Source organism: Alphaproteobacteria bacterium, from assembly GCA_040905865.1.
GTDB lineage: Bacteria > Pseudomonadota > Alphaproteobacteria > UBA8366.
In genome coordinates this window covers 1-22,601 of sequence record JBBDQU010000042.1, presented here as the reverse complement: position 1 = coordinate 22,601, position 22,601 = coordinate 1, and the positions used below count along the sequence as shown (strand labels likewise).

General features: G+C 62.4%; 21 protein-coding genes. 3 read left to right on the top strand and 18 right to left on the bottom strand.

From position 1 onward, the window contains the following. Positions 1–2: 2 nt before the first annotated feature. The 12 genes from serS to WD767_08455 form a co-directional block, all read right to left on the bottom strand. Positions 3–1,286, bottom strand: a complete 1,284-nt coding sequence (serS, locus tag WD767_08510; protein ID MEX2616122.1) for a serine--tRNA ligase — start codon at positions 1,284–1,286, stop codon at positions 3–5. A 115-nt stretch (positions 1,287–1,401) separates the two neighbouring features. After that, positions 1,402–2,217, bottom strand: coding sequence for a twin-arginine translocase subunit TatC (gene tatC, locus WD767_08505; GenBank protein ID MEX2616121.1), 816 nt, complete (start codon positions 2,215–2,217; stop codon positions 1,402–1,404). Further along, complete coding sequence (tatB, locus tag WD767_08500) at positions 2,214–2,633, bottom strand: Sec-independent protein translocase protein TatB (protein MEX2616120.1); 420 nt, start codon at positions 2,631–2,633, stop codon at positions 2,214–2,216. Before tatB ends, tatC begins: the two co-directional genes overlap by 4 nt. Before the next feature lie 49 nt (positions 2,634–2,682). Further along, positions 2,683–2,931, bottom strand: coding sequence for a twin-arginine translocase TatA/TatE family subunit (locus tag WD767_08495; protein ID MEX2616119.1), 249 nt, complete (start codon positions 2,929–2,931; stop codon positions 2,683–2,685). An 88-nt stretch (positions 2,932–3,019) separates the two neighbouring features. Next, positions 3,020–4,117, bottom strand: coding sequence for an ABC transporter ATP-binding protein (locus tag WD767_08490; protein MEX2616118.1), 1,098 nt, complete (start codon positions 4,115–4,117; stop codon positions 3,020–3,022). 18 nt (positions 4,118–4,135) lie between these two features. Then, positions 4,136–4,789 carry an SMC-Scp complex subunit ScpB gene (scpB, locus tag WD767_08485; protein MEX2616117.1) on the bottom strand — a complete coding sequence of 218 codons (654 nt, stop codon included), beginning with the start codon at positions 4,787–4,789 and terminating at the stop codon, positions 4,136–4,138. Continuing rightward, positions 4,782–5,600 carry a ScpA family protein gene (locus tag WD767_08480; GenBank protein ID MEX2616116.1) on the bottom strand — a complete coding sequence of 273 codons (819 nt, stop codon included), beginning with the start codon at positions 5,598–5,600 and terminating at the stop codon, positions 4,782–4,784. The genes scpB and WD767_08480 overlap by 8 nt, the downstream gene beginning before the upstream one ends. Before the next feature lie 89 nt (positions 5,601–5,689). Continuing rightward, entirely contained in the window at positions 5,690–6,382 is a 693-nt protein-coding gene (locus WD767_08475; protein MEX2616115.1) for a site-2 protease family protein, read from the bottom strand. After that, on the bottom strand, positions 6,379–7,407 hold the full coding sequence (gene nagZ / locus WD767_08470) for a beta-N-acetylhexosaminidase (protein ID MEX2616114.1): 1,029 nt from the start codon (positions 7,405–7,407) through the stop codon (positions 6,379–6,381). The genes WD767_08475 and nagZ overlap by 4 nt, the downstream gene beginning before the upstream one ends. Positions 7,408–7,412: 5 nt before the next feature. Beyond that, on the bottom strand, positions 7,413–8,348 hold the full coding sequence (locus tag WD767_08465; GenBank protein ID MEX2616113.1) for an SPOR domain-containing protein: 936 nt from the start codon (positions 8,346–8,348) through the stop codon (positions 7,413–7,415). After that, positions 8,341–10,095 (bottom strand): arginine--tRNA ligase, encoded by a 1,755-nt coding sequence (gene argS / locus WD767_08460; protein MEX2616112.1) that lies wholly within the window; start codon positions 10,093–10,095, stop codon positions 8,341–8,343. The genes WD767_08465 and argS overlap by 8 nt, the downstream gene beginning before the upstream one ends. A 4-nt stretch (positions 10,096–10,099) precedes the next feature. Beyond that, positions 10,100–11,248: a deoxyguanosinetriphosphate triphosphohydrolase gene (locus tag WD767_08455; protein ID MEX2616111.1), complete on the bottom strand. Its 1,149-nt coding sequence runs from the start codon at positions 11,246–11,248 to the stop codon at positions 10,100–10,102. 97 nt (positions 11,249–11,345) lie between these two features. Between WD767_08455 and erpA the strand changes: the two genes are divergently transcribed. The 3 genes from erpA (at position 11,346) to WD767_08440 (ending at position 14,950) form a co-directional block, all read left to right on the top strand. Continuing rightward, positions 11,346–11,711 carry an iron-sulfur cluster insertion protein ErpA gene (gene erpA, locus WD767_08450; GenBank protein MEX2616110.1) on the top strand — a complete coding sequence of 122 codons (366 nt, stop codon included), beginning with the start codon at positions 11,346–11,348 and terminating at the stop codon, positions 11,709–11,711. Between the two features lie 15 nt (positions 11,712–11,726). After that, the gene (xth, locus tag WD767_08445; protein ID MEX2616109.1) at positions 11,727–12,506 is read left to right on the top strand and encodes an exodeoxyribonuclease III; all 780 of its coding nucleotides are present in this window, start codon (positions 11,727–11,729) and stop codon (positions 12,504–12,506) included. Between the two features lie 158 nt (positions 12,507–12,664). After that, on the top strand, positions 12,665–14,950 hold the full coding sequence (locus WD767_08440) for a hypothetical protein (GenBank protein MEX2616108.1): 2,286 nt from the start codon (positions 12,665–12,667) through the stop codon (positions 14,948–14,950). A 25-nt stretch (positions 14,951–14,975) separates the two neighbouring features. Here the strand turns inward: WD767_08440 and WD767_08435 are convergent, their stop codons facing one another. The 6 genes from WD767_08435 to WD767_08410 form a co-directional block, all read right to left on the bottom strand. After that, positions 14,976–16,415 (bottom strand): hypothetical protein, encoded by a 1,440-nt coding sequence (locus WD767_08435; protein ID MEX2616107.1) that lies wholly within the window; start codon positions 16,413–16,415, stop codon positions 14,976–14,978. A gap of 7 nt (positions 16,416–16,422) precedes the next feature. Beyond that, positions 16,423–16,782, bottom strand: coding sequence for a hypothetical protein (locus WD767_08430; GenBank protein ID MEX2616106.1), 360 nt, complete (start codon positions 16,780–16,782; stop codon positions 16,423–16,425). 22 nt (positions 16,783–16,804) lie between these two features. Next, positions 16,805–19,450 carry a valine--tRNA ligase gene (locus tag WD767_08425; GenBank protein ID MEX2616105.1) on the bottom strand — a complete coding sequence of 882 codons (2,646 nt, stop codon included), beginning with the start codon at positions 19,448–19,450 and terminating at the stop codon, positions 16,805–16,807. Positions 19,451–19,513: 63 nt separating this feature from the next. Continuing rightward, entirely contained in the window at positions 19,514–20,041 is a 528-nt protein-coding gene (locus WD767_08420) for a DUF2497 domain-containing protein (protein MEX2616104.1), read from the bottom strand. 115 nt (positions 20,042–20,156) lie between these two features. Continuing rightward, positions 20,157–21,509 carry a TolC family outer membrane protein gene (locus WD767_08415; GenBank protein MEX2616103.1) on the bottom strand — a complete coding sequence of 451 codons (1,353 nt, stop codon included), beginning with the start codon at positions 21,507–21,509 and terminating at the stop codon, positions 20,157–20,159. 139 nt (positions 21,510–21,648) lie between these two features. After that, complete coding sequence (locus WD767_08410; GenBank protein MEX2616102.1) at positions 21,649–22,302, bottom strand: protein-L-isoaspartate O-methyltransferase; 654 nt, start codon at positions 22,300–22,302, stop codon at positions 21,649–21,651. Between the last annotated feature and the right edge of the window lie 299 nt (positions 22,303–22,601).

Sequence of the window (22,601 nt, the reverse complement as noted above, 5' to 3'; positions counted from 1 at the left end):
GATCAGGCGCCCCCGGCTGCTTCGATACGTTCCATGCCGCCCATATAGGGCCGCAATGCGCCCGGCACGGTCACGCTGCCGTCGGCATTCTGGTAATTCTCCAGCACCGCGATCAGCGCGCGACCGATGGCGATCCCGGAACCGTTCAGCGTATGCACGAAACGCGTGCCTTTTTCGCCCTTCGGCCGGAACCGCGCATTCATGCGTCGCGCCTGGAAATCACCGCAGTTCGAACAGCTCGAAATTTCGCGATAGGCGTCCTGCCCCGGCAACCAGACCTCTATATCATAGGTCTTTCGCGCGCTGAATCCCATATCGCCGGTGCACAATGTCACCACCCGGTAGGGGAGTCCGAGACGTTTCAGCACTTCTTCGGCACAGCCGGTCATGCGTTCCAGTTCCGCATTGGACTGGTCCGGATGCGTAATGCAGACCATCTCGACCTTGCCGAACTGGTGCTGGCGCAGCATGCCCCGGGTATCCTTGCCCGCGGCTCCGGCTTCCGAACGGAAGCACTGGGTCCAGGCCGTCACACGCTGCGGCAGCACCTCTTCGTCGTACAGGACGTCCGCCGACAGGTTGGTCAGCGGCACTTCCGCCGTCGGAATCAGCCAGTAATCATCCGTGGTACGATAGAGATCCGCGGCGAATTTCGGCAATTGCCCGGTGCCGTACAGGGCGTTTTCCCGCACCAGCGCCGGCGGCGATACTTCGGCGAAGCCATGTTCCGCCGTATGCAGGTCGATCATGAAATTGCCAAGCGCACGGTCCATACGCGCCAGCGCGCCGCGCAGCACCACGAAACGGGAACCGGACAGCGCCGCCGCGCCTTCGAAATCCATCAGCCCGAGCGTTTCGCCAATGTCGAAATGTTCCCGCGGCGCGAAATCGAACGCCGGCTTCTCGCCGACCTTGCGCCGTTCGACGTTGTCGGCTTCGCCGCCGCCATCGGGGACGTCATCGGCGGGCAGGTTTGGCAGTTCCTCCAGGATCGATGTCAGCTGCGCTTCCAGCGCTTTCGCGGTTTCCTCGCCGGCGGCGATATCGTCCTTCAGGCCCTGGACCTCGGCGATCAATCCATCCGCATCCTCGCCGCTGCGTTTCGCCAGCCCGACCTGCCGGGATGCTTCATTGCGCCGCTGCAGCATTTCCTGCAGCGCCGTCTGGGTCGCGCGGCGCCGGGAATCGAGTTCCAGGATTTCCGGGGATACGCCCGGAAGCCCGCGCCGCGCGAGACCGCGGTCGAACGCTTCCGGCGTCTCGCGAATGTAACGTAAATCGTGCATCTGGCCCTCTTGCGGTCGGGACGTCTTCCCAGCCACCATGATACGCGCTGAATCGCGTTTATAGGTCAAGCCCCGTCGCCACGTCCACCGCTCATAACATGTTGAGATTCAAGCGTCAGGCTGGGAATTCATCTTCCCGTTCGGCGTCCGCGGTTTCCTTCTGCTGCCGCTTCTCGGTCATGCGCGCGCAGAGGATCGAGATTTCATACAGAAATATGATCGGGATCGCGAGGCCAAGCTGGCTGATCGGATCGGGCGGCGTCAGGATCGCCGCGGCAACGAAGGCAATGAGGATCGCATAGCGGCGGTTCTTGCGCATCCCGGCAGACGAAATGAAGCCGATCCGCGCCAGCAGGGTGAGAATGACCGGCAGTTCAAAACATAGCCCGAAGGCGAAAATCAACTGCATGACAAGCGACAGATACTGGTCGACCTTCGGCTCCAGTTCGATCGCCAGATTCCCCGCGGCCGCCGCCTGCTCGAAGCTGGCGAAAAAATTCCACGCCACCGGCAGGACCAGATAATAGACGAAGGCGCCGCCCGCGAAGAACAGCACCGGGGTTGCCACCAGAAACGGCAGAAACGCCCGCTTTTCGTTTTTATAAAGACCCGGCGCCACGAACAGCCAGACCTGGATCGCGATAACCGGAAAGGAAATGAAGGCGCCGACGAAAAAGGCGATTTTCAGATCGGTGAAGAATTTTTCCTGCATCGCGGTAAAAATAAGACGCCGCGGCTGCGCATCTTCCGCCCACATGTCCGCGAGCGGTTGCACCAGGAAATTGAACACCGGGTTGGCGAAATAATAGGCGACGATAAAGCAGAGGACGAATGCGCCGACCGACCACATCAACCGGGCCCGCAGTTCCACCAGATGCTCGAGCAGCGACATTTTGCCGCCGTCGCCGTTTTCCTCCGGTTCGTCGGTCATCCCTTTTCGCCCGCGGGTTTGGCGGCGGGAACGGCCGGCGGCGCGGCCTCCGTCTCCGACGGCTTTTCAGGCTTCACGATGGACGCCTTCGCCGGGCCGGGCGGTTTCTCCGGGGTGTCCATGGACTTTTCAATGTCACGGATCGAATTGGACATCTCGCCGGTCGGGTCGATGGCGTCCTCGATATCGCGCTCGAGGTCGAAATCCTTCGCCCGCTGGAGCTCCTTCTTGATGTCATCGAGCTCGGTTTCACGCGCGAGGTCGTCGATGCTGCTCTGGAATTCCCGGGCCATGCTCTTGATCTTGCGGGTCCAGAGCGAAACCGTGCGCAGCACGCGTGGAATTTCCTTCGGTCCGACCACGAGAATCGTGACGACCGCGATGATGAAAAGTTCCTGCCAGCCGACGTCAAGCATGTTCAGACACTGTCAGCCCCAAGCGACCGCCCGATTTCCGGAACCGGGATCAGGAAGCGGACTTGGAGCCTTTCTCCGGTTCGGCGGCATCCCTGGAAACAGTAGCCGGCCGATCGTCTTCCAGAGCCTGGGAATCCTCCGCCGTGCCTTTGTCGTTTTCATCCTTGATGTTTTTCTTGAAGGATTTCAAACCTTTGCCGAAGTCTCCCATCAGGCTGGAAATTTTGCCTTTTCCGCCAAACAGGACCAGCACGACCACCAGCACGATCAGCCAATGCCAAATGCTAAAAGCACCCATTATTCATTCCTTGCAAATTCATCAAAACCCGGCAGATCCGCTTGTCGGCGATCATGACAGTAAACAACCGCTCACCGCAACGATCAGTCTAATCCGACGATACCATATCATGTAAGTGTTCGGCAGGGAAAACAAAGGCCTGCGCGCGGTCCAGGGTCACGACAAGCGGCGTATTCTCCGGCGGCAGGAACCGGCCCGGCATGCGGGAATGCAGATGCAGTTCGCCGTCCTCTCCCCGGCCGATGCGGAGGTGAATCAGGCTGGTACGGCCCAGCATCCGCGACGCGATCACGGTCGCCACGCTGGCGGGCTCGAAATCGCCCGTCGCCGGACCAAGCCGCAACGCTTCCGGGCGGATCAGAATATCCGCGCAGGCACCCTCGTCCAGCAGGCCCGCCGGCAGGTCGCCAAACGGCGTCGCGACCCTGCCATTGCAGACCGTGCCGCGCAGCCGGTTCACCTCACCGAAAAATTCCGTCACGAAGGCGTCATGCGGCTGGCAATAGAGTTCGACCGGCGCGCCGCACTGTATCATCCGGCCGCCGCGCATCACCGCGATCCGGTCGCCCATGAACATGGCTTCTTCCGCGTCGTGGGTCACCATCAGGGCCGCGGCCCCGCTTTGCTGCAGAGCATGCAGGGTCTGGTCGCGCACCTGATCGCGCATCCGTGCATCCAGCCCGGAAAACGGTTCATCGAGCAGCACGAGCGGCGGCTTCGGCGCCAGCGAACGCGCCAGCGCCACCCGCTGCTGCTGGCCGCCGGACAGTTCGTGCGGGTAGCGCGCGCCGTAATCCCCCATCACGACCAGTTCCAGGACTTCCGCAATCCGTGCCTGCCGGTCACCGGCGGGCAGTCGCTGAAGGCCGAAGCCGATATTCTGCGCGACCGTCAGATGCGGAAACAGCGCGTAATCCTGGAACAGGAAGCCGATATTGCGACGCTCTGGCGGGAGATCCGCTCCCTTGACGACGGCGTTCTTTCCATTCAGCAGGACACGACCCCGCTGCAGCCGTTCCAGCCCGGCAACGATGCGCAGGACCGTCGTCTTGCCGCAGCCGGACGGCCCCAGCAGGCAGACGACTTCCCCGGCCCGCACGGACAGGTTCAAACCATCGACGGCAACCACGCCGTCATAGGCGTGGCCGACATCTTCCAGCGCGATAACCGCGGCCGAATCCGTCATTTCATCCCCTGCTCCGGCTCACTCATCCAGCGGAATGGCATCGTCCGGTTCCACGGCGTCATAAGGGTCTTCTTCCATATCCGGCGCATCCGGATCGGAATCCTGCGCCTCGTCATCCGCGAAGGCCGACAGCAGGCCGAGCCCGGGTCGCCGCTCGAGCAGACCCGCCGCCTTCAACTCCTCGATACCCGGCAGGGCCTCAATGCTTTCCAGGCCGAAATGATCCAGGAAGGCTTCCGATACGCCCCAGGTGACCGGACGACCCGGCGTCCGCCGCCGGCCACGGGGCCGGATCCAGCCGGCCTCAAGCAGGATGTCCAGCGTTCCGCGGCTGGTCGCCACGCCCCGGATTTCCTCGATCTCCGCCCGCGTCACCGGCTGGTGATAGGCCACGATGGCCAGCACTTCGAGCGCCGCGCGGGACATCTTGCGTTGCACCGTCCGTTTCAGGCGCAGATGCGGCCCGAGATCCGGCGCGGTCCGGAACGCCCAGCGCGTATCCAGTTGCACCAGATGCACGCCGCGATTGGCGTATTGCTCCCGCAGTTCCGAAACCAGGCCAGGAATATCGGCGCCCTCCGGCATGCGCTCCGTCAACTCGCGAACGGATAGCGGCTCGCTCGACCCGAACAGCATCGCCTCCAGCAGGCGCATCAGTTCAAATCTATCCATTGTCGGGGTCATTTTTTCTGCCACGCAGGAAAATGGGCGCGAAGGTTTCGGACTGGCTCAATTGCAGCTTGCCCTGCTTGGTGAGTTCAAGGCTGGCGGCAAAGGTCGACGCGATGCCCGACCGTACGACAAGCGCATCGCCGTCGCCCTCCGGCAGGAAATTCGACAGAACGGTCCAGTCCGGAATATTACCGATCAGCTTGCTGAGACGGATCAGCGCATCGTCCATCGAATACAGGTTCAGCGGCGCAATATGCAACACCGAGGATTCGTTGCGTTGCCGGATCAAGCCGTAGACGGACAGCAGGTCATACAGTTTGGCGGTGAACTCCGTCGTCGTCTCGACAATCACCGGGTCCGGCGCGCCGCGGGCGAAGAATTCCTGGCCGAGTTGCGGCAGTTGCATCAACTGCTCGGAGGCCTTGCGCATCGCTTCCAGGCGCTGCAACTGAAACGCCAGCCGCGCGGCCAGTTCGGCGCCGGACGGCTCGTCCGCGTCATCGTTGTGGGGCAGCAGCAGGCGCGATTTCAGATAGGCCAGCCACGCCGCCATGACCAGGTAATCCGCCGCAATTTCCAGCCGTAATTCCCGCGCCCGCGCAATAAAGGCGAGGTACTGGTCGGCCAGCGCCAGAATGGATATCCGGGTGATATCGACCTTGTGGTCGCGGGCCAGCGCCAGCAGCACGTCGATGGGGCCGGAAAACCCGTCCAGGTCCAGCACCAGACTGTCATCCAGCGACACGACGTAATCAGGTGTTTCGCTTTCAAACGCGTCCGGGGCGCCGTTCTGTGTCGTTTCTTCCGCCATAGGCTTTGCTGGAGCACCTTCAGTAAGACAGATCAGGTTTACGCCGCGGTTGGGTCGCTGGAGGCGATTCCAACAAACCACGGTCTGATCTAATGAATGCCGGCAGCCATCGCAATGGCTTCTGTCAGATAGGCAACCGGACCGCCGACAACCCAGGAAAATACGTTCACGTCATAGCCGAATTCCCGGCCGACCAGCGGCAGCAGGAAAATCAGACCGATCAGGATGAACAACCCGTATTTTTCCAGGCGCGCCAACGGGTCCGCCAGATATCCCGGCAGCAGTCCAACCGCCACTCGGCCGCCGTCAAGCGGCGGCAGCGGCAGCATGTTGAACACCGCCAGGATAACATTCAGTTTGATGGAATTGACGAGGTTCGCGACCACCCAGGGCGCCACATCGTCCGGCAGAAACGGGGCCCCGTGCAGCAGCAGCGCCGAGCCGTAGGCAAGGATGAAATTGGCTCCCGGCCCGGCGGCGGCCACCAGCACCATGCCCCGGCGCGGATCCCGCAGCCTCCGGAAATTGACCGGTACGGGCTTTGCCCAGCCGAACAGGAAGGGCGACCGCATGAAAAGCAGCATCGCCGGCAGTATGATGGTTCCGAAGCGATCGACATGGCGAAACGGATTGAAGCTGACCCGGCCGAGGATCTTCGCCGTGTCATCGCCGAGTTTCCATGCCGCCCAGCCATGCGCGGCTTCATGCAGCGTCACCGCGATCAGCACCGGAATGACCCAGACCGAAGCCGTCAGCGCAATCTGGCTGATATCGCCCATCATGGCAATTGCGACATCAGTTCAGAAAAGTGTTCCAATGCATTGTCAGGAAGGTCTTTTCGCGCCGACAAACACGCCCTTGCCGCAGTGATCCGCCGCTCGGCATCCGGCGACAGCCGGCCGCTCTCGGCGGCAACCGCCTGCATTTCCGGCATCGCGCCGTTGCAATGCAGGACCACGTCGCAGCCCGCCCTGCGCGCCGCTGCGGCACGTGCACCGAGCCCGCCCTGCAATGCCTTCATGGACAAATCATCGCTGATCAGCAGTCCGTCGAAGCCGATCGCGCCCCGAATGACGTCCCGAATGACAATTGCCGATGTTGTCGCCGGATGGTCGGGGTCCACGGCGTCATAGACGACATGGGCGGTCATTGCGGCGGGCATGTCGGCCAGCGCGCGAAAGGGCGCGAAATCTGTGTCTTCCAGCACGTCCCGCGCAACGGTCACGACCGGCAGGGCCATGTGGCTGTCCTGCAGAGCCCTGCCATGCCCCGGCACATGCTTGACGACCGGCAGCACGCCGCCAGCCATGAAACCGTTACAGGCGCTTCGTCCCAGCATCGAAATCGCAGCCGTATCCGCGCCGAACGAGCGGTCGCCGATGATGTCGTGGGCGCCCGGCACGCACAGATCGAGCACCGGCGCGCAATCGACATCGATACCCAGCGCATGGAGTTCCTCCGCCTGCAGCCTGGCGTTAAGCCACGCCGCCGCCACCCCGGCCTCCGGACTGTAAGTATACAGTGCACCGATCCGGCCCGCCGGCGGCGCCTCGCGCCAGTGCGGCGGCTTCAACCGCGCCACGCGGCCGCCCTCCTGATCGATCAGAACAAAGGCGGCGCCGCCTCCGGAACATTCCCGCAATTCCGCCACGAGCCGCCGCACCTGCGCCGGCGTTTCGATGTTGCGGGCAAACAGAATGAACCCCGCGGGTGCGGCATCCCGGAAGAATTGCCGTTCGCTGTCACTCAGCGACGGCCCCGCACAGCCGAAAATTACCGCGTTGGCCACATTCCCGGATTGGGTCAATTCGTTCACCGCTTGACGACGAAGCAGCCGATCTTCTTTTCCTTCAGCGCCTCACAGACCTTCTGTGCCGATTCCTTGTCGGCAAACGGTCCACCCTGCGCGCGGAAAAAAGTACCCTTGCCGGGGATTTCCACCTCTGCAACGAACAGCGTCACATCGGCCAGCAGCGGACCCGCTTCCTTCGCCCGCTTTTCCCAGGCGATTTTCGCGGCATCCGCGGTTCGCAGCGACGCCAGCTGAATCCGGAAATTATCCGCCACGGGCGGGGCCGCGACCGGTTCCGGCCTGGGCGGCGCCACCGGTTCCGGCACGGCGACCGGCGCCGGCTTTTCTTCGACGGCCGGCCGGGGCGCGGGAACGGGCGCAGGCGGCTCTGCCGGCTTTGGCGGAACGAGTGACTGCGGTGCGGGCTCGGGCAATGTCGCCGTATCCGCCGGATTCGGCGGTGCATCGGCGCTGCCCGGCGATTCGAGCGGCCCGGTGATGGATGGCGGCGGCGGGGGTGACGCCAGGACCGGCGGGGTTTCCGGTACATCGAGCTGCGGATCGGCCACGGGTGGCGGCGCTACGGGCGCTGGCGCCACCGGTACCGGCAGCGGGTTTTCCGGCGGCGGCAGCAGCCGTTCCACCTTGGCGACATTGTCCGACCGGTCTATCGCGCCATACACCTGTTTGTCCTGATCGGGAATTTCCCGGCCGCCCGGATCCTGCGGCGCAATTTTACTCGGCCCGGCAGCTTCCAGCAGCGGCGCGGCAAACTCGCTGCCTTCGCGAATACCCGTGCTGTAGGCGTACCAGACCACGCCGGCAAATCCGGCAACCGTGACGATCGCCAGCGTTGCCGGCAGGAAGCGACGCAGATTGCCCGGCCCTGCATTGCCACCATCCTCGGCGTCGAGCCTGTCGAGTTCCGTTTCGATCGGGTCTTTGCCATTAACCATCGCGCAATTCCTCGACCGGGGTTACCCCCATCAGTTCCAGTCCCGACGCGATGACCGTTTTCACGCCGGTAACAAGCGCCAGTCTCGCTTCCGTCAGCGAGCGGTTATCATCGATAACCACCCGCAAATCCACCTGTTCCTTGCCCTTGGTCCACAAGCCATGGAACCCGGCGGCCACGTCATGGAGATAATAGGCGATTCGGTGCGGTTCATGGGCAATTGCCGCCGCCTCGACCGTGCGCGGCCATTGCGCCAGAAGCCGGATCAGCGCCAGTTCCGCTTCGTCCGCCAGAAGCGACAGATCCGCGCCCTTGCCGTCCGCATCCGCCAGGTCCGGAAACGCCCCCGCCGCCATACGGGCGACCGAATGACAGCGCGCATGCGCGTACTGGACATAGAAAACCGGGTTGTCGCGCGACTGCTCCGTTACCTTGGCCAGATCGAAATCGAGCGGCGCGTCGTTGCTGCGCGTCAGCATGATGAACCGCACGACACCGGCCCCGACTTCGTCGATCAGGTCGCGCAGGGTCACGAACGTCCCGGACCGCTTGGACATCTTGATCGGTTCACCGTTATCCATCAGCTTGACGATCTGGCAAATTTTGACATCGAGCGCCGCCTGACCGTTGCTGATCGCATCGGTCGCCGCCTTCATCCGCCGCACATAGCCGCCGTGATCGGCGCCCCAGACATCGATCAGCGCCTTCGCACCGCGCTGGAACTTGTCCAGGTGATAGGCGATATCGGACGCGAAATAGGTCCAGCTCCCGTCCGATTTCACCAGCGGCCGGTCGACCTCGTCGCCGAAATCCGTTGCCCGGAACAGCGTCTGCTCGCGCGGTTCCCAGTCATCCGGCTGTTTGCCCTTCGGCGGTTCCAGCACGCCCTTATAGATAAGCCCCCGTTCGGACAGGGTTTTCAGCGCCGCGTCCACCTTCCCTTCCTCGACCAGCCTGCGCTCGGACGTGAAGACATCGTGTCGGATGCCGAAGGCGGCCAGATCCGCGCGCACCATGTCCATCATCCGGTCGATGGTGAAGGCGCGCAGTTCCGGCAGCCATTCTTCTTCCGGGCTGTCCAGCCAGCGATCGCCGTATTGTTCCGCCAGCGCCCTGCCAACCGGGCAAAGATAATCCCCCGGGTACAGCCCGCTGGGAATTTCGCCGATATCCTCACCCAGCGCCTCGCGATAGCGCAGATAGGCGGAACGGCTGAGCACATTCACCTGCTCGCCCGCGTCGTTGATGTAGTATTCGCGCGTCACCGCATACCCGGCCTTGTCCAGCAGGGTCGCCAGCACATCGCCGAACACGGCCCCCCGCGCGTGGCCGATATGCATCGGTCCGGTCGGGTTGGCGGAGACGAATTCGACATTCACCGCCTCGCCCGCGCCGATGACCGAATTACCATAGGCCGTGCCGGATTCCAGAATATCGGTGAGGCAACCCCGCCAGACGGACGTGTCGAGCCGCAGGTTGAGAAAGCCCGGTCCCGCGATTTCCGTCGAAGCCACGCCCGGCGCGCCCGCCAGCCGGTCGGCGATCAGCGCCGCCAGGTCGCGCGGCTTCACGCCCGCCGGCTTTGCCAGCACCATCGCCGCATTGGTCGACATGTCGCCATGCGCCGCATCGCGCGGCGGATCGACCGTTATCCGCGAAAGGTCCAGAGCCGCCGGCAATGTACCATCGGCAACCAGACCCTCCAGGACACGAGCAATTTCGTTGCGGTACTCTGTAAAGATATTCATCGGTTCAACTGTTCTTTTCGATCAAATCGCGATGCTCCCGCAGCGCGTACTGGTCGGTCATTCCGGCGATATAGTCCGCGGCGATTCGTGCGGTTTCCGGCGAATTCGGCGACGATACCGCGCGCCGCCATTCCGGCGGCAACAGCTGTGGATTTCCGATAAACATTTCAAACAACTGCTTCACCACGACACGCGCCCGTCCCGTCTGTTCAACGACCGCCTCGTGCCGGTACATGTGCCGAAACAGGAAATCTTTCAGCGTGCGCTCCTTTTCGCTCATCGTCGGAGAGAACGCAACAACCGCGTCCCGCATTTTCCGGATATCCGCAACATCCGCCGGCGCCGCCGCGGCAAGCCGCCGCCCGGTTTCCTCAAGGACATCCTCCACCATGCCCCCGATCAGCCGCCGGACCATTTCATGCACCAGCCGCGTTTCCGCGACATCGGGAAATTCCGCGCAAACCCGGGCGAAAACCGTCGCCACATGCGGAACCTCACGAAGGTCGTCGACCGTGAAGGCGCCCGCCCGCAAGCCGTCGTCGAGGTCGTGATTATTGTAGGCGATATCGTCGGAAATGGCGGCGACCTGGGCCTCCGGCCCCGGAAACGTATCGAGTTCCAGCGGAAACAACCGGTCGATCGCCAGCAGTGTCGGCGACGGCGATCCGACCGGTCCGTTATGCTTGGCAATGCCTTCCAGCGTCTCCCAGCACAGATTCAGCCCGTCGAAAGCGGGATAGCGTTTCTCCAGCATCGTGAGAACGCGCAGCGTCTGTTCATTGTGGTCGAAGCAACCGAAACCGCCCATCGCCTCGTCCAGCGCCTCTTCCCCCGCATGGCCGAAGGGCGGATGGCCGAAATCATGCGCCAGCGCCTGCGCCTCGCACAGGTCCTCGTCCAGCCGCAGCGTGCGGCCCAGGGCGCGGGCGATCTGCGCCACCTCCAGGCTATGGGTCAGCCGGGTGCGGTAGTGGTCGCCTTCAGGCGCGACAAAGACCTGGGTCTTGTGCTTCAGGCGGCGGAACGCGGTCGAATGGATAATCCGGTCGCGGTCGCGCTGAAACGGCGTCCGATGGCGGCTTTCCGGCTCCGGAAAGGCGCGGCCCCGGCTTTTCGCGGCATCCGACGCATATGGCGCCAGCGAAATATTCATCCGCAAATCTCCTGACGGGAAAACATCCAATTGAAAGGCAGAGTTAGCACCCTACATAGGGTATGGTATACTGCGTGCGGCATAACTGGAGAATAGCATGTCCGACCCTTTCGCGACCGAAACCCTGCCCGGGGAAGCACAATTCACGATTTCGGAATCCGCGCGCGCACGTCTGGTCCAGATTTTCGAGGCGGAAAACAAACCTGACGCCATGCTGCGGGTGACCGTTTCGGGCGGCGGCTGCGCCGGTTACCAGTATGGATTCGACTTTGAAAGCGCGGTAACCGAAGACGATCTCGTATTCGGCGACGACGAGGTCAAGGTGGTGATCGACGACGTGTCGATGGGCCTGCTGAGCGGCAGCCAGATTGACTATGTAGACGACATGGTGGGTTCCTCTTTCCAGATCAACAACCCCAACGCGGTCACGTCCTGCGGTTGCGGCACCTCTTTTTCGACCTGATCCGCGCAAAATTCCGTGAAGATCGCCACATTCAACGTCAATTCGGTAAAGGCGCGACTGCCGCGTGTCCTCGAATGGCTGGAAGAAGCCGCACCCGACGTCGCCCTGCTGCAGGAAATCAAGACGGTCTCCGAGGATTTCCCGGCGCTGGAAATCTCCGCGCTGGGTTACCAGACCGCGATACACGGACAGAAGAGCTATAACGGCGTCGCGATCCTCTCGAAGCTGCCGATCGAGGATATCAGGATGGGCCTGCCCGGCGATGACAGCGACGAACAGGCCCGCTACATCGAAGCCACCATTGGCGGCCTGCGCGTGGCGTCGATCTATCTGCCGAACGGGAACCCGGCCGATTCGGACAAGTTCCCCTATAAACTCGCCTGGATGGACCGGCTGATCGCCCATGTCCGCGATATGCTGCTGCCTGCCGAAATACCCTTCGTGCTGGGCGGCGATTTCAATATCGTGCCGACCGATGATGACGTGTACGACCCGGAAGGCTGGGCCGATGACGCCCTGTGCCGGCCGGAATCGCGGGCCCGGTTCCGCACGATCCTGAATATGGGCGTGACCGAGGCGTGGCGCGCCCTGCACAAGGAAATCGGCGCGTACAGTTTCTGGGACTACCAGCGCGGCCGATGGTCGCGGGACGAAGGGCTGCGAATCGACCATCACCTGCTGTCGCCGCAGGCTGCGGACCGGCTTGTCGCCTGCGAAATAGACCGCAGGCCGCGCGGCAGGGAAAAAACGTCCGACCACACACCGGTCTGGGTGGAAATCGCCGACGCCGCCTGATCCGGGAACGGTACCGCCCGGAAAATTCACCCAATTCCGGCCCTGCCGGCTATTCCCCCCTGCAACGGCATTGTCTGACATGAGATTGTAAACCAGATTACGCCGGATTACCGGGTCCGGGTTTCGTCCCTCCACGCGCAAAGTAGAGGCCGCCAGAAATGAATGGTTTACGCAATTTTTGTCGGCCGGAGAGCCTGTTCTTCCTGGCACTTTCCGCAGGTTTTGGCGCCTATGCGGTATATCGTCTGGTCAATATTCCGCGGATCAATTATTTCGAAACGGTCTATACGTCGGTTGCGATCGCCGTTGCCGTGCTGGCCGCAATCGTCATTGCACTGCCGCCTCGACTGCAACGGAATCTTGCCTTGTCCGTGGCGGCCATGGCCGTAGTCGGCATACCAGGCAGCCTGTTGTTGCCCCATTTCGGCGTCAGCCCGGAAGCGGTCATCCGCCAGTCGGTCGCCCTGCTGCAACCGCCCGGCGACACGACCGGGCCGGAGATCCGAATCGAACGCGCGGCGGACAACCGGTCGGTCGACGAGGTCGTCGCATCGCTGCGGAATGCCGGTATTGAGGCCTATCGCAGCCCGTCCCTGCGCTCGCAGATCGAACTGGCGGATAATGGCACGCTCCCGTTACTGCCCCTGAGCGGCATTGCGAACGTCACGACCGCCAATTGCAACGAAGGCGACCAGCAGCAGTTTCCTGTCCTGCACAGCGACCGTTACGGTTTCAACAACGACGATACGGTTTACGCCATGGGCGGGGACCGCGTCATGCTGGTGGGCGATTCGTTCATCTACGGCCAGTGCGTCCACCAGGAACAGAGCATCGCCGGGCACTTGCGGCGAAAAGGCTATGCCGGGATATCCGTCGGCGTCGGCGGCAACGGGCCGCTGTTCAACCTCGCGGCCTTGCGGGAATACGGCAGGGTGCTGAAGCCGAAAACAGTCGTCTGGTTTTACACGGTGGGAAACGATCTTGAGGATCTGCGCGATCACGAACTGCGCAGCCGGATCCTGATGCGCTATTTCGACAGCGACTACACGCAGGGGCTGGCCCGGCGCCAGGGCGAGGTGGACCGCATCTGGAAGACCATCTGGAACGATCCGGACCGCTGGCGGCCGCTGATTGACGCCCATGGCACGAACGCCGCCGCCTACGCGGCAGACGGCCGGGAGGAGGCGGCTGACGTCCTGCGGCGCCTTCGGGAGGTCGCGGGAACCGGAATGCCCGATATTGCATCCGTCAAGGATTCGGCCGATGTCGCGAAGATTATCGGGCTGATCCTGCGCACCGCAAGACGCGACGTGGAAGCCTGGGGCGGCAGGTTGTATTTCGCGCCGATCTGGGGTGCTGCATATTACCGCCTTGGTATACTGCCGCCGCATATCGACGCTGTCATGGCGGAAGCACGTGCGGCCGGACTGCCCTTCATCGACCTCGACCGGGCAGTCAGGGCCAGCGGCGACCACGACCTGTTCTTTCCCGTGACGAAAGATATGCCGCACCACAATTCCCGCGGCTATGAGTTGTTCGCGGACGGGATAATCGCGGCGCTGGCGCCCAAAGCGGGTATCTATATCGCGGAGGCGACATTTGGCGGAAACTGCAAGGGCGTGGCGCTGCCGCCCCCGATCATCAATATTGCCCGGGACGGCAATGCAACACGGGGCGTTTCCGGCGCATGTGCCGGCAGGCCGGAATGCACATTCAGGACGGGTAACGCCCTCGTCGGCGGCGACCCGGCCGGCGGCTGCGTCAAGGATTTTTCGGCGACCTGGCTGTGCCTGGAAACGAAGAATAGCGACAAAATTTACGTGGACAAGAACGAGACCGGTACGTCGCAGGTCACCCTGCGCTGCGACGACGGCAAGCCGACGCACGCCATATCCGTCGTCCCTAGCGGTAGCGCCGCAACCGCGCCGCCGAAACCGGCAGCCTCTTCGGCCGCGATTCAGGCGCACACGCCGAAGGCTTCCAGAGGGGAAATTTCGGGCGAGCCGGTCAACCGCACGGAATTTGAATACGTGTCCTATGTCGGCCTCGGTAACCGCGTTTCTGCCGATGGCGCGCCTTCCGTCGCAGAAACCGCGAGCATCATGGGGCGAGAAATCGTCCCCGCCGCGCCGGACAGCCGGTACCGGGTCATTGTCGAGGTGCCGGGCTACGCGAATAGCAGCGCCGAACTGGTTGTCGGCATTTTCTATATCGGCAGTTCCCACGCGGTCGCGTACCAGCGCCTGCCGATCGGCGACGGCAAGACGCGGGCGACGGCCAGAATCGCCCATGAATTCGATATTGGCGGGATTCCCCGGCTGGGGCTCGACATCCGTGTCGGGATCGGCGCGGGAGGTACCGTCTTCCTGAACGGGACCGAACAGGGCCGGGATGAGTCCGTCGCCAGACCGCAGCTGATCGTGGAAGAATATTCCGCACAATGAGCCGGTCCGCCATGCCCCCGCAGACCTACCCTGCGGAAACGACCGGCTGCGACAGAATCCACAGGCTGACCATCGTATAGGCGACCATCAGCGCCAGCATCGCCGCCTGACTGCGCCGGGCTGCGCGTGCGGTCGAAAACACGCGCAACGCCATGCGGTGCGACAGATACACCGCGAGCAGGTGGCCCATAACGATGGACGCCACCGACAGATACCAAACCGCGCGGGCGCCGATGATGCCGATATCGGTGCGGTAATCCGCGCTACCGAACAGGTCCCAGCCGAATCCGAACGGATCCGATGCCAGCGGAATAATCGCCTGTCCGGAAATCAGCAGGTAGGACAGGTAATGAGCCAGATGATAGGCGATGGCGATCGGCACCAGCGGCAGTACAAAACTGCCGGCGAGACGCGAGGCCGAAGCCCCTGCTTCCGCCAGGGCCATCACATGGCAGCACAGAAGATAGACGCCGATGAATCCCAGCAGAAAAGCCAGCATTGCCAGCGTCTTGATTGTTTTCAGCGGGTTCAGGCCAAATTCCGTCATCGCTTGTGCCGCGGGCCCCGCCAGCAGATCCTGCAGCAACCCTGCCCATGCCGGTGTTTCCAGGAACCCGTCGAAGGTCACGGTGGACAGGATCAGCAATACGAAGACGGTACAGGTAAAGGATACGGGGTTTTCGGTCAGCAGCCCGACCGCGGGCGGGCGCAGGACCAGCCTCCCCCGCCGGCCCTGCCCCAGAGGCGCGAAGCGTCCGAACAGTGAGAATATGGCCGAAAAAGCTTCCCCATTAGACAGCCAGGCCCGGGGACCGAACACCGCCATGCCGCCCCAGGTCACAGCCGAATACATGATAATCAGAAACGCAAGCTGGCGCGGCGATTCACCCGATTCCGACACGAGTTCCAGGCAGGCGAAGGTCCAGAACAGCACGATTGCCGGCCACATTCCAAGCCATGCGGGATATTCCCGAACGCGGTCACTGTCCCGCACGACCCAGCGGTAGATCGTCGACCAGGGGTTGACGAGCGACCACAGATCGCCGAACAGCGCGCTGATATAAGCGACACCGATCCAGCCGACGATCCAGACCGTGACAGGGGCGATATTCCGTTGCGGATTATCGACCCCGATGAACCCTGCCACGACCACCAGTAGGAACAGGCCGGCAAAGATAATTCGCAGCAGGCCGGTAACAAGCGGGCTGCACATTGCCCGGCCGGCCGCCGTATCTGACAGATCGATTTCAGCGGACGGTAACGCGTCGCCCTGCCGCCGCATGAACAGCGCCATCACCGCGAAGGAAAGCGCGACCGTCGCGCCCGCACCGGTCACGTACAGCGCCAGGGGGACCGGCAGGTCGTAGCGCTGCCCGAAGGCATGCGCCGCCGCCGGATATGGGGAGATGACAGCGGCGAAAGTCACAATTGACGCCGCGATCTCCATCCCCTGACGGTGCGTCATTGCCGTATCAGTCCGGATGCACTTCGATATACAGCAGCGCCGCATGGCCATGCCCCGCACCATGGCTGGTCAGGGGAAAGCGACCGCTGGCATGGGCCCTGAACGGCGTCGTAACCGATGTTCCGGGTTGCAGCATTATTTCAATGTCATAGCCATGGAGGTGCAGCTCCATGGCCGTATCGGATTGCCATTCGAATGTGACGGTTTCGCCCTGAATCAACCTGACCACATCGGCGCCGACAGGCTTGCCGCCGGCAAGGCGGATTTCCACGCGCCGCGCCTCGGCTGCCCGTGATCCGCCAGCAAGGGTTAACCCCGCCACACCGATCAACAGTTGCAGGAAACGCCGCTTTGATTGCGATACCATGGGAGAATTCGCGCCTTCGTCCCTACATGACCGACGACAGGCGATCCAGCGCATCGGCGAGCTTCGCCCGCGTTGCCTGTTCGGCCGCGAGGCGTTCCCGCTGCTCCTCGACGACGCTTTCAGGCGCCCTGGCCATGAACTGCGCGTTGTCCAGTTTCTTTTCCAGCTTCATCGCCTCGCCTTCGGTTTTGGCGATGGCCTTTTCAAGCCGCGCCTTTTCCTGTGCGACATCAATAACGTCCGCGATCAGCAGCGCTGAAATGGCTTCGCCGTGCACCAGTTGCACCGCACCCCTGGGGACTTCATCGCCCGGGACAGCCGATTCCAGCCGCGCCAGCCGGGTCAGCAGCGCGTTGTGCCGGGTAAGCCATGTCAAGCTGGTCTCATTGGCATCCGTCAGGCGCATCGGAATCTTGGCCCCCGGCGGCACGTTCATTTCCGATCGCAGCGACCGGATACCGGTAATCAGCCCGATCACCCATTCCATTTCCGCGCGCGCGTCGGCATCGGCGAGACCCTCGTCCAGGTCTGGCCATGACTCGTCGATCAGCAAATCGCTGTCGCCGAACCGCGTCCACAGTTCCTCGGTCACGAACGGCACGAAGGGGTGCAGCATTTTCAGGGTCTGGGCCAGTACCCAGGCTGTCGTCGCCCGGGTTTCCGCCCGCGCCGCGGCGTCATCGCCGGTCACCAGCGGCTTGGACAGTTCCACATACCAGTCGCAGAACGTGCCCCAGGTGAACTGGTACAATATCTGCGCGGCATCGTTGAAGCGGTAGACGGCGATGGCATCCGCGACCTCGCGCGCGCAACGCGCGGTTTCACCCACCATCCAGCGGTTCAGCGTCTGTTTGCACGCCGCCGGGTCGTAACCGGGCGCCAACGCACATTCGTTGATTTCGCAGAAACGCGCCGCATTCCAGAGTTTGGTCACGAAATTCCGCGAGCCTTCGACCCGCTGTTCCGACAGTTTGATATCGCGCCCCGGCGCCGCCAGCGACGCGAGGGTAAAGCGCAGCGCATCGCCGCCGAACCGGTCTATCAATTCCAGCGGATCGATGACATTGCCCTTCGACTTGGACATTTTCTGGCCCTGCTCGTCACGCACCAGCGCGTGGACATAGACCGTGTGGAAGGGCGGCGCTTTCATGAAATGAATGCCCAGCATCATCATCCGGGCGACCCAGAAGAAGATGATATCGAAGCCGGTGACCAGCACATCGGTCGGGTAATAGCGCGCCAGTTCCGGCGTCTCTTCCGGCCAGCCCAGGGTCGAGAACGGCCATAACCCGGACGAGAACCAGGTATCCAGGACATCCTCGTCCTGCGTCAGGGTCACATCCCTGCCGTAATACGCGTTGGCGGCCGCCTGTGCTTCCGCCTCGTCCACGGCGACGAAAAATTCGCCATCGGGGCCGTACCACGCCGGAATACGGTGACCCCACCAGAGCTGGCGCGAAATGCACCAGGGCTGGATATTGCGCATCCATTCGAAATACGTCTTGTCCCAGTTGCCGGGAACGAATGTCACCTGGCCGCTTTCCACCGCCGCAATGGCCGGCTTCGCCAGGGTCGCGGCGTCGACATACCATTGTACGGTCAGGTAGGGCTCGACCGGCACGCCACCGCGGTCGCCATAGGGCACGGTATGGAGTTGTTCCTCGACCCGGTCGAGACAGCCCGCCGCCGCCATATCGGCAACGATGGCTTCGCGCGCAACAAAACGGTCCATGCCACGGTATTTTTCCGGGGCATTGTCATTGATATGCGCCGAAACGTCGAAAATATTGATCATTTCCAGGTTATGGCGGCGGCCAACCTCGAAATCGTTGAAGTCATGCGCCGGGGTGATCTTCACCGCGCCCGACCCGGTTTCCGGATCCGCATGTTCATCGGCGACAATAATGATTTTCCGTCCCACCAGCGGCAGGATGCAGTAGCTGCCAATGAGGTGCGTGTAGCGTTCGTCGTCGGGATGGACCGCAACAGCGGTATCGCCCAGCATCGTTTCCGGGCGGGTCGTTGCAACGGTTAAGTAAGTATTTTCAAGTCCTTCTACAGGATACTTAAAGTACCATAGCTTGCCGTTGACTTCCTGTGGCTGCACTTCAAGGTCGGAAATTGCGGTCTGCAGCTTGGGGTCCCAGTTGACCAACCGCTGATCCTTGTAGATCAGGCCTTCTCGGTAGAGTTCGACGAAAACCTTGCGGACCGCGTCGCTGAGCCCCTCATCCATCGTGAAGCGTTCGCGCGACCAGTCGCAGGACGCGCCAAGACGCTTGAGCTGCCCCAGGATCGTGCCGCCTGATTCCGCCTTCCATGCCCAGACGGTATCGATGAATTTCTCGCGCCCCAGTTCCTTGCGCGAAGAATTGCCCGCCTCGAGCTGACGCTCGACCACCATCTGCGTGGCGATACCCGCGTGGTCCATGCCCGGCTGCCAAAGCGCATCACGGCCGCGCATGCGCTGATAGCGGATCAGGATATCCTGCAGCGTATTGTTCAGCGCATGGCCGATATGCAGGCTTCCGGTCACGTTCGGTGGCGGAATCACAATGGTATAGGGGGCGCCGTCCGGTTTGCGGCCGGCCTCGAATGCGCCGGCGGCTTCCCAGCGCCTGTAATGTTTTTCCTCTACCGCCTCGGGCAGATACGTCTTGTCCAGCATCGCTGAACGGTCCTCTTTTAATGGGGTCAGGTATTCGTCAACAGGACCGTGAAAAACGCCCCGTTACTCTCTTGCCTTGGCCGACATTTTCTCGACTTCCCGCTTGACCAGGCGTTCTACGATAACCGGCAGGTTGGCTTCAAGCCAGTCACGCAGCAATGGCCGCATCACTTCCTTGACGAGGGACTCCAGCGTACGGTCCACGTTGCCGAGGCGCATATTCGGGTCGATGGCGCCGGCGAGCGCTGCGAAGGCGCCGGCGCCCGCCGCCGTCGTTGCCGCCGAGACGAGCATGTCGTCGTCTTCGAGGATTTCATCCTCGAGCGTTATTTCGTCGACCGGTTCCGGCAGCGCGGGTTCCGGTTCGGGCTCAGGCTCAGGCTCCGGTTCGACTTCGTCCAGGAGTTCCAGTTCGTCGTCGTCTTCCGGTTCGGGCTCGGGTTCAGGCTCCGGCTCGGGTTCGGGCTCCGGCTCGGGTTCCACCGCAGCAGCAACCGCGTCTTCGTCGGCATCCTCGCTATCTTCCGAAATTATCTTCCGTATGGAGGCGAGAATTTCCTCCATGGAGGGTTCCTGGCTTTCATCGGTCATTACTTGCCCTTCCCGTACAGCACGTCAAACAGGCAGATCCTGGCGCCGGGCCAATGACCCGAAAGCGTGGGACAGGTGCGTGTCAGAGCCCCTTCAGAACGTCGTTCCGGGACGGTCAATCGTAACCCCATAACTTGTCCCGAACCTGCCGGTAATACTTCGTCTCGTCATACAAATCGACCGGCAGCGCCAGATTTGCCGCGGTCATGCCGCCGACAGCGGCCAGCAGCGCGTAACTTGCCACGATGGCGTCGCGCTGGTCCCTGACAAGGTTGACCTGGGCGTCGAGCAGCGCCTGTTCCGCGTCCAGGACATCCAGCACAGTCCGGGAACCGACCGCCGCCTCCTGCGCCACGCCCTCCTGCGCAATCCTGGCCGCGCTTACTTCCGCGTCGCGGGACAGGATGCTGGCCCGCGCCGAGTTGAACAGTTCAAAGGCGCTCGCCGCTTCCTCGATAGCCGAGCGGCGGGCTTCCTCGATTTCCAGCCGTCGCTGTCCGGCGAGTTGAATGGCCTCGCGTATCCGGCTGGATACCTCGCCCCGCTGATAGATCGGCACGGTCAGTTCCGCCGTGATGGTCAGATTATCGACATTCTGACCGCGCGCACCGGTGTTGCGGCCCTGCGCGGCCTCGCCAACGATATCGACCGACGGCAGCAACTCGCCCTTCACCTGATCGGCGAATTCGCGCGCGGCGCGCTCCGCGAACAGAACGCTGATCACTTCCGGATTTTTTTCCGCCGCCATTGCCGCCGCTTCTTCCGCCGAAGCAGGCGTCCCGGGCGCAAAATCGGGCAAAGGAACCGCAACGGGCAAAACGCCGACGATCTGCCGGTAAAAGGCCCGGCTCACTTCCAGATCGCCTTCCGCCTTGATTCGGACAGCCTTTGCGCGGGCCAGCGCCGCTTCCGCCTGAGCGACGTCAGTCCGCGTCACCTCGCCCACGTCGAAACGGTCCTGGGTCGCCTCCAACTGGCGTGAAAGCACCTGTTCATTACCGACATTGAGTTCGAGCACGGCTTCTTCACGAAACACGTTCATATAAGCCGTCACGCCGTCGAGCAGGACCAGCTGTTCGGTGGCGAACAGCCGGGCCCGCTGGGCGCTCACCAGGTGCTTCGCCTGCCGGATTTCCGCTTCGGTCTGGCCGCCGGCATAGACATTCTGCGTGACCGTCAGGCTGCCGCGAAATGTGTTCCGGTCATCGTCGCTCAAGGCGGCAATACGGTTGCTGCTCTGGTGCAGTCGGCTTGCCTCGCCGTTGATCCGCACATCCGGACGCCATCCGGACAATGCCTGCGGCACGCCTTCATCGATCGCCCGCAATGCAGCGCGTCCCGCTTCGATTGTCGGATTATTCTGGTAGGCCAACGCCAGGGCCTCGTCCAGGCTTTGCGCCTGCGCGGGAACCAGCGAAGCGACCGCAAATATCGCCGACAGCCCCGTAATCTTGGCCAACCGTTGCATTATCATCCCTTAATTGCCGGCATCCAGGATTATTGCCGGTTATGTTGTTGTCTCAAGACTTCATCCTGAAATTATTCGATTCGCACAATTCAAATAAGATAATATAAGGGTAACTACAAAATATTGACATATTATAGTACTAAAACACAAAACTTGAGGCTTTTCGGAACGCGTCGAGTACGGGAACCGAGGCATCGAACAAGGTCCGGTGCGAAATGGCGCCGCCGGTGCGCTGCAATACCGTCGCCCGGCCAATGCCATCGCCTTTGTCCATAACGCACACCAGCCGTCCATTTTCAGCAAGTTGCGCCTTCAGACTTTCCGGCAGGATCTGCACGCAGCCATTGATCAGGATAATATTGAACGGGCCCTGACCGCCAAGCCCCTCCTCGAGGGCGCCTTCGACGATCACGATATTGTCGAGCGCCAGATCGGAGAACAGCGTGTTCGCCGCGGCGAACAGCGCGGCGTCGCTTTCCACGACGAACACGGTTTCGACCATGCTGGCCAGCACCGCGGCTTCATATCCGGCCCCACCGCCGACCACGAGCGCCAAATCGCGCTCCGAGGGCGCCGCCGCCTGAATCAACCGCGCCGCCACGATCGGCTCCATCAGATAGCGGGCCGGGGCGATGCACAGATCCTCGTCCGTATATGCGACAGACTGCATCATCTCGGGCAGAAAGCGTTCGCGCGGCAGCGTCCCCATCGCCGCCAGAACCCCGCTGTCCGTGACCTTGTTGGGCCGCAACTGGCTTTCCACCATATTGTGGCGGGCAAACGTGAAATCCATCCTGGGCACCTCTGAACTGCAACTGAGCCGGCAAACGGCCCGGGCATCCGAAAGACGCGTGTTTCGGCGCTCCCCGATTCTCCGCGCCCGCCAGCGACAGTCGCCTGCCATATCAGGCCACTGGTAGGTTAACATACCGTTATCAGGCGGCAATCGGCGGCACGAAAACGGGATCGCAAAACCTACCGGGACCGGCTCCGTTATATCGCCCGGCATCGCAATTGACAATGCATCCGGGACGAAATCCCAGGGTACAATCATGAATCGTTAACGTGCGAGGATTTCGGCGCGGAATGCCG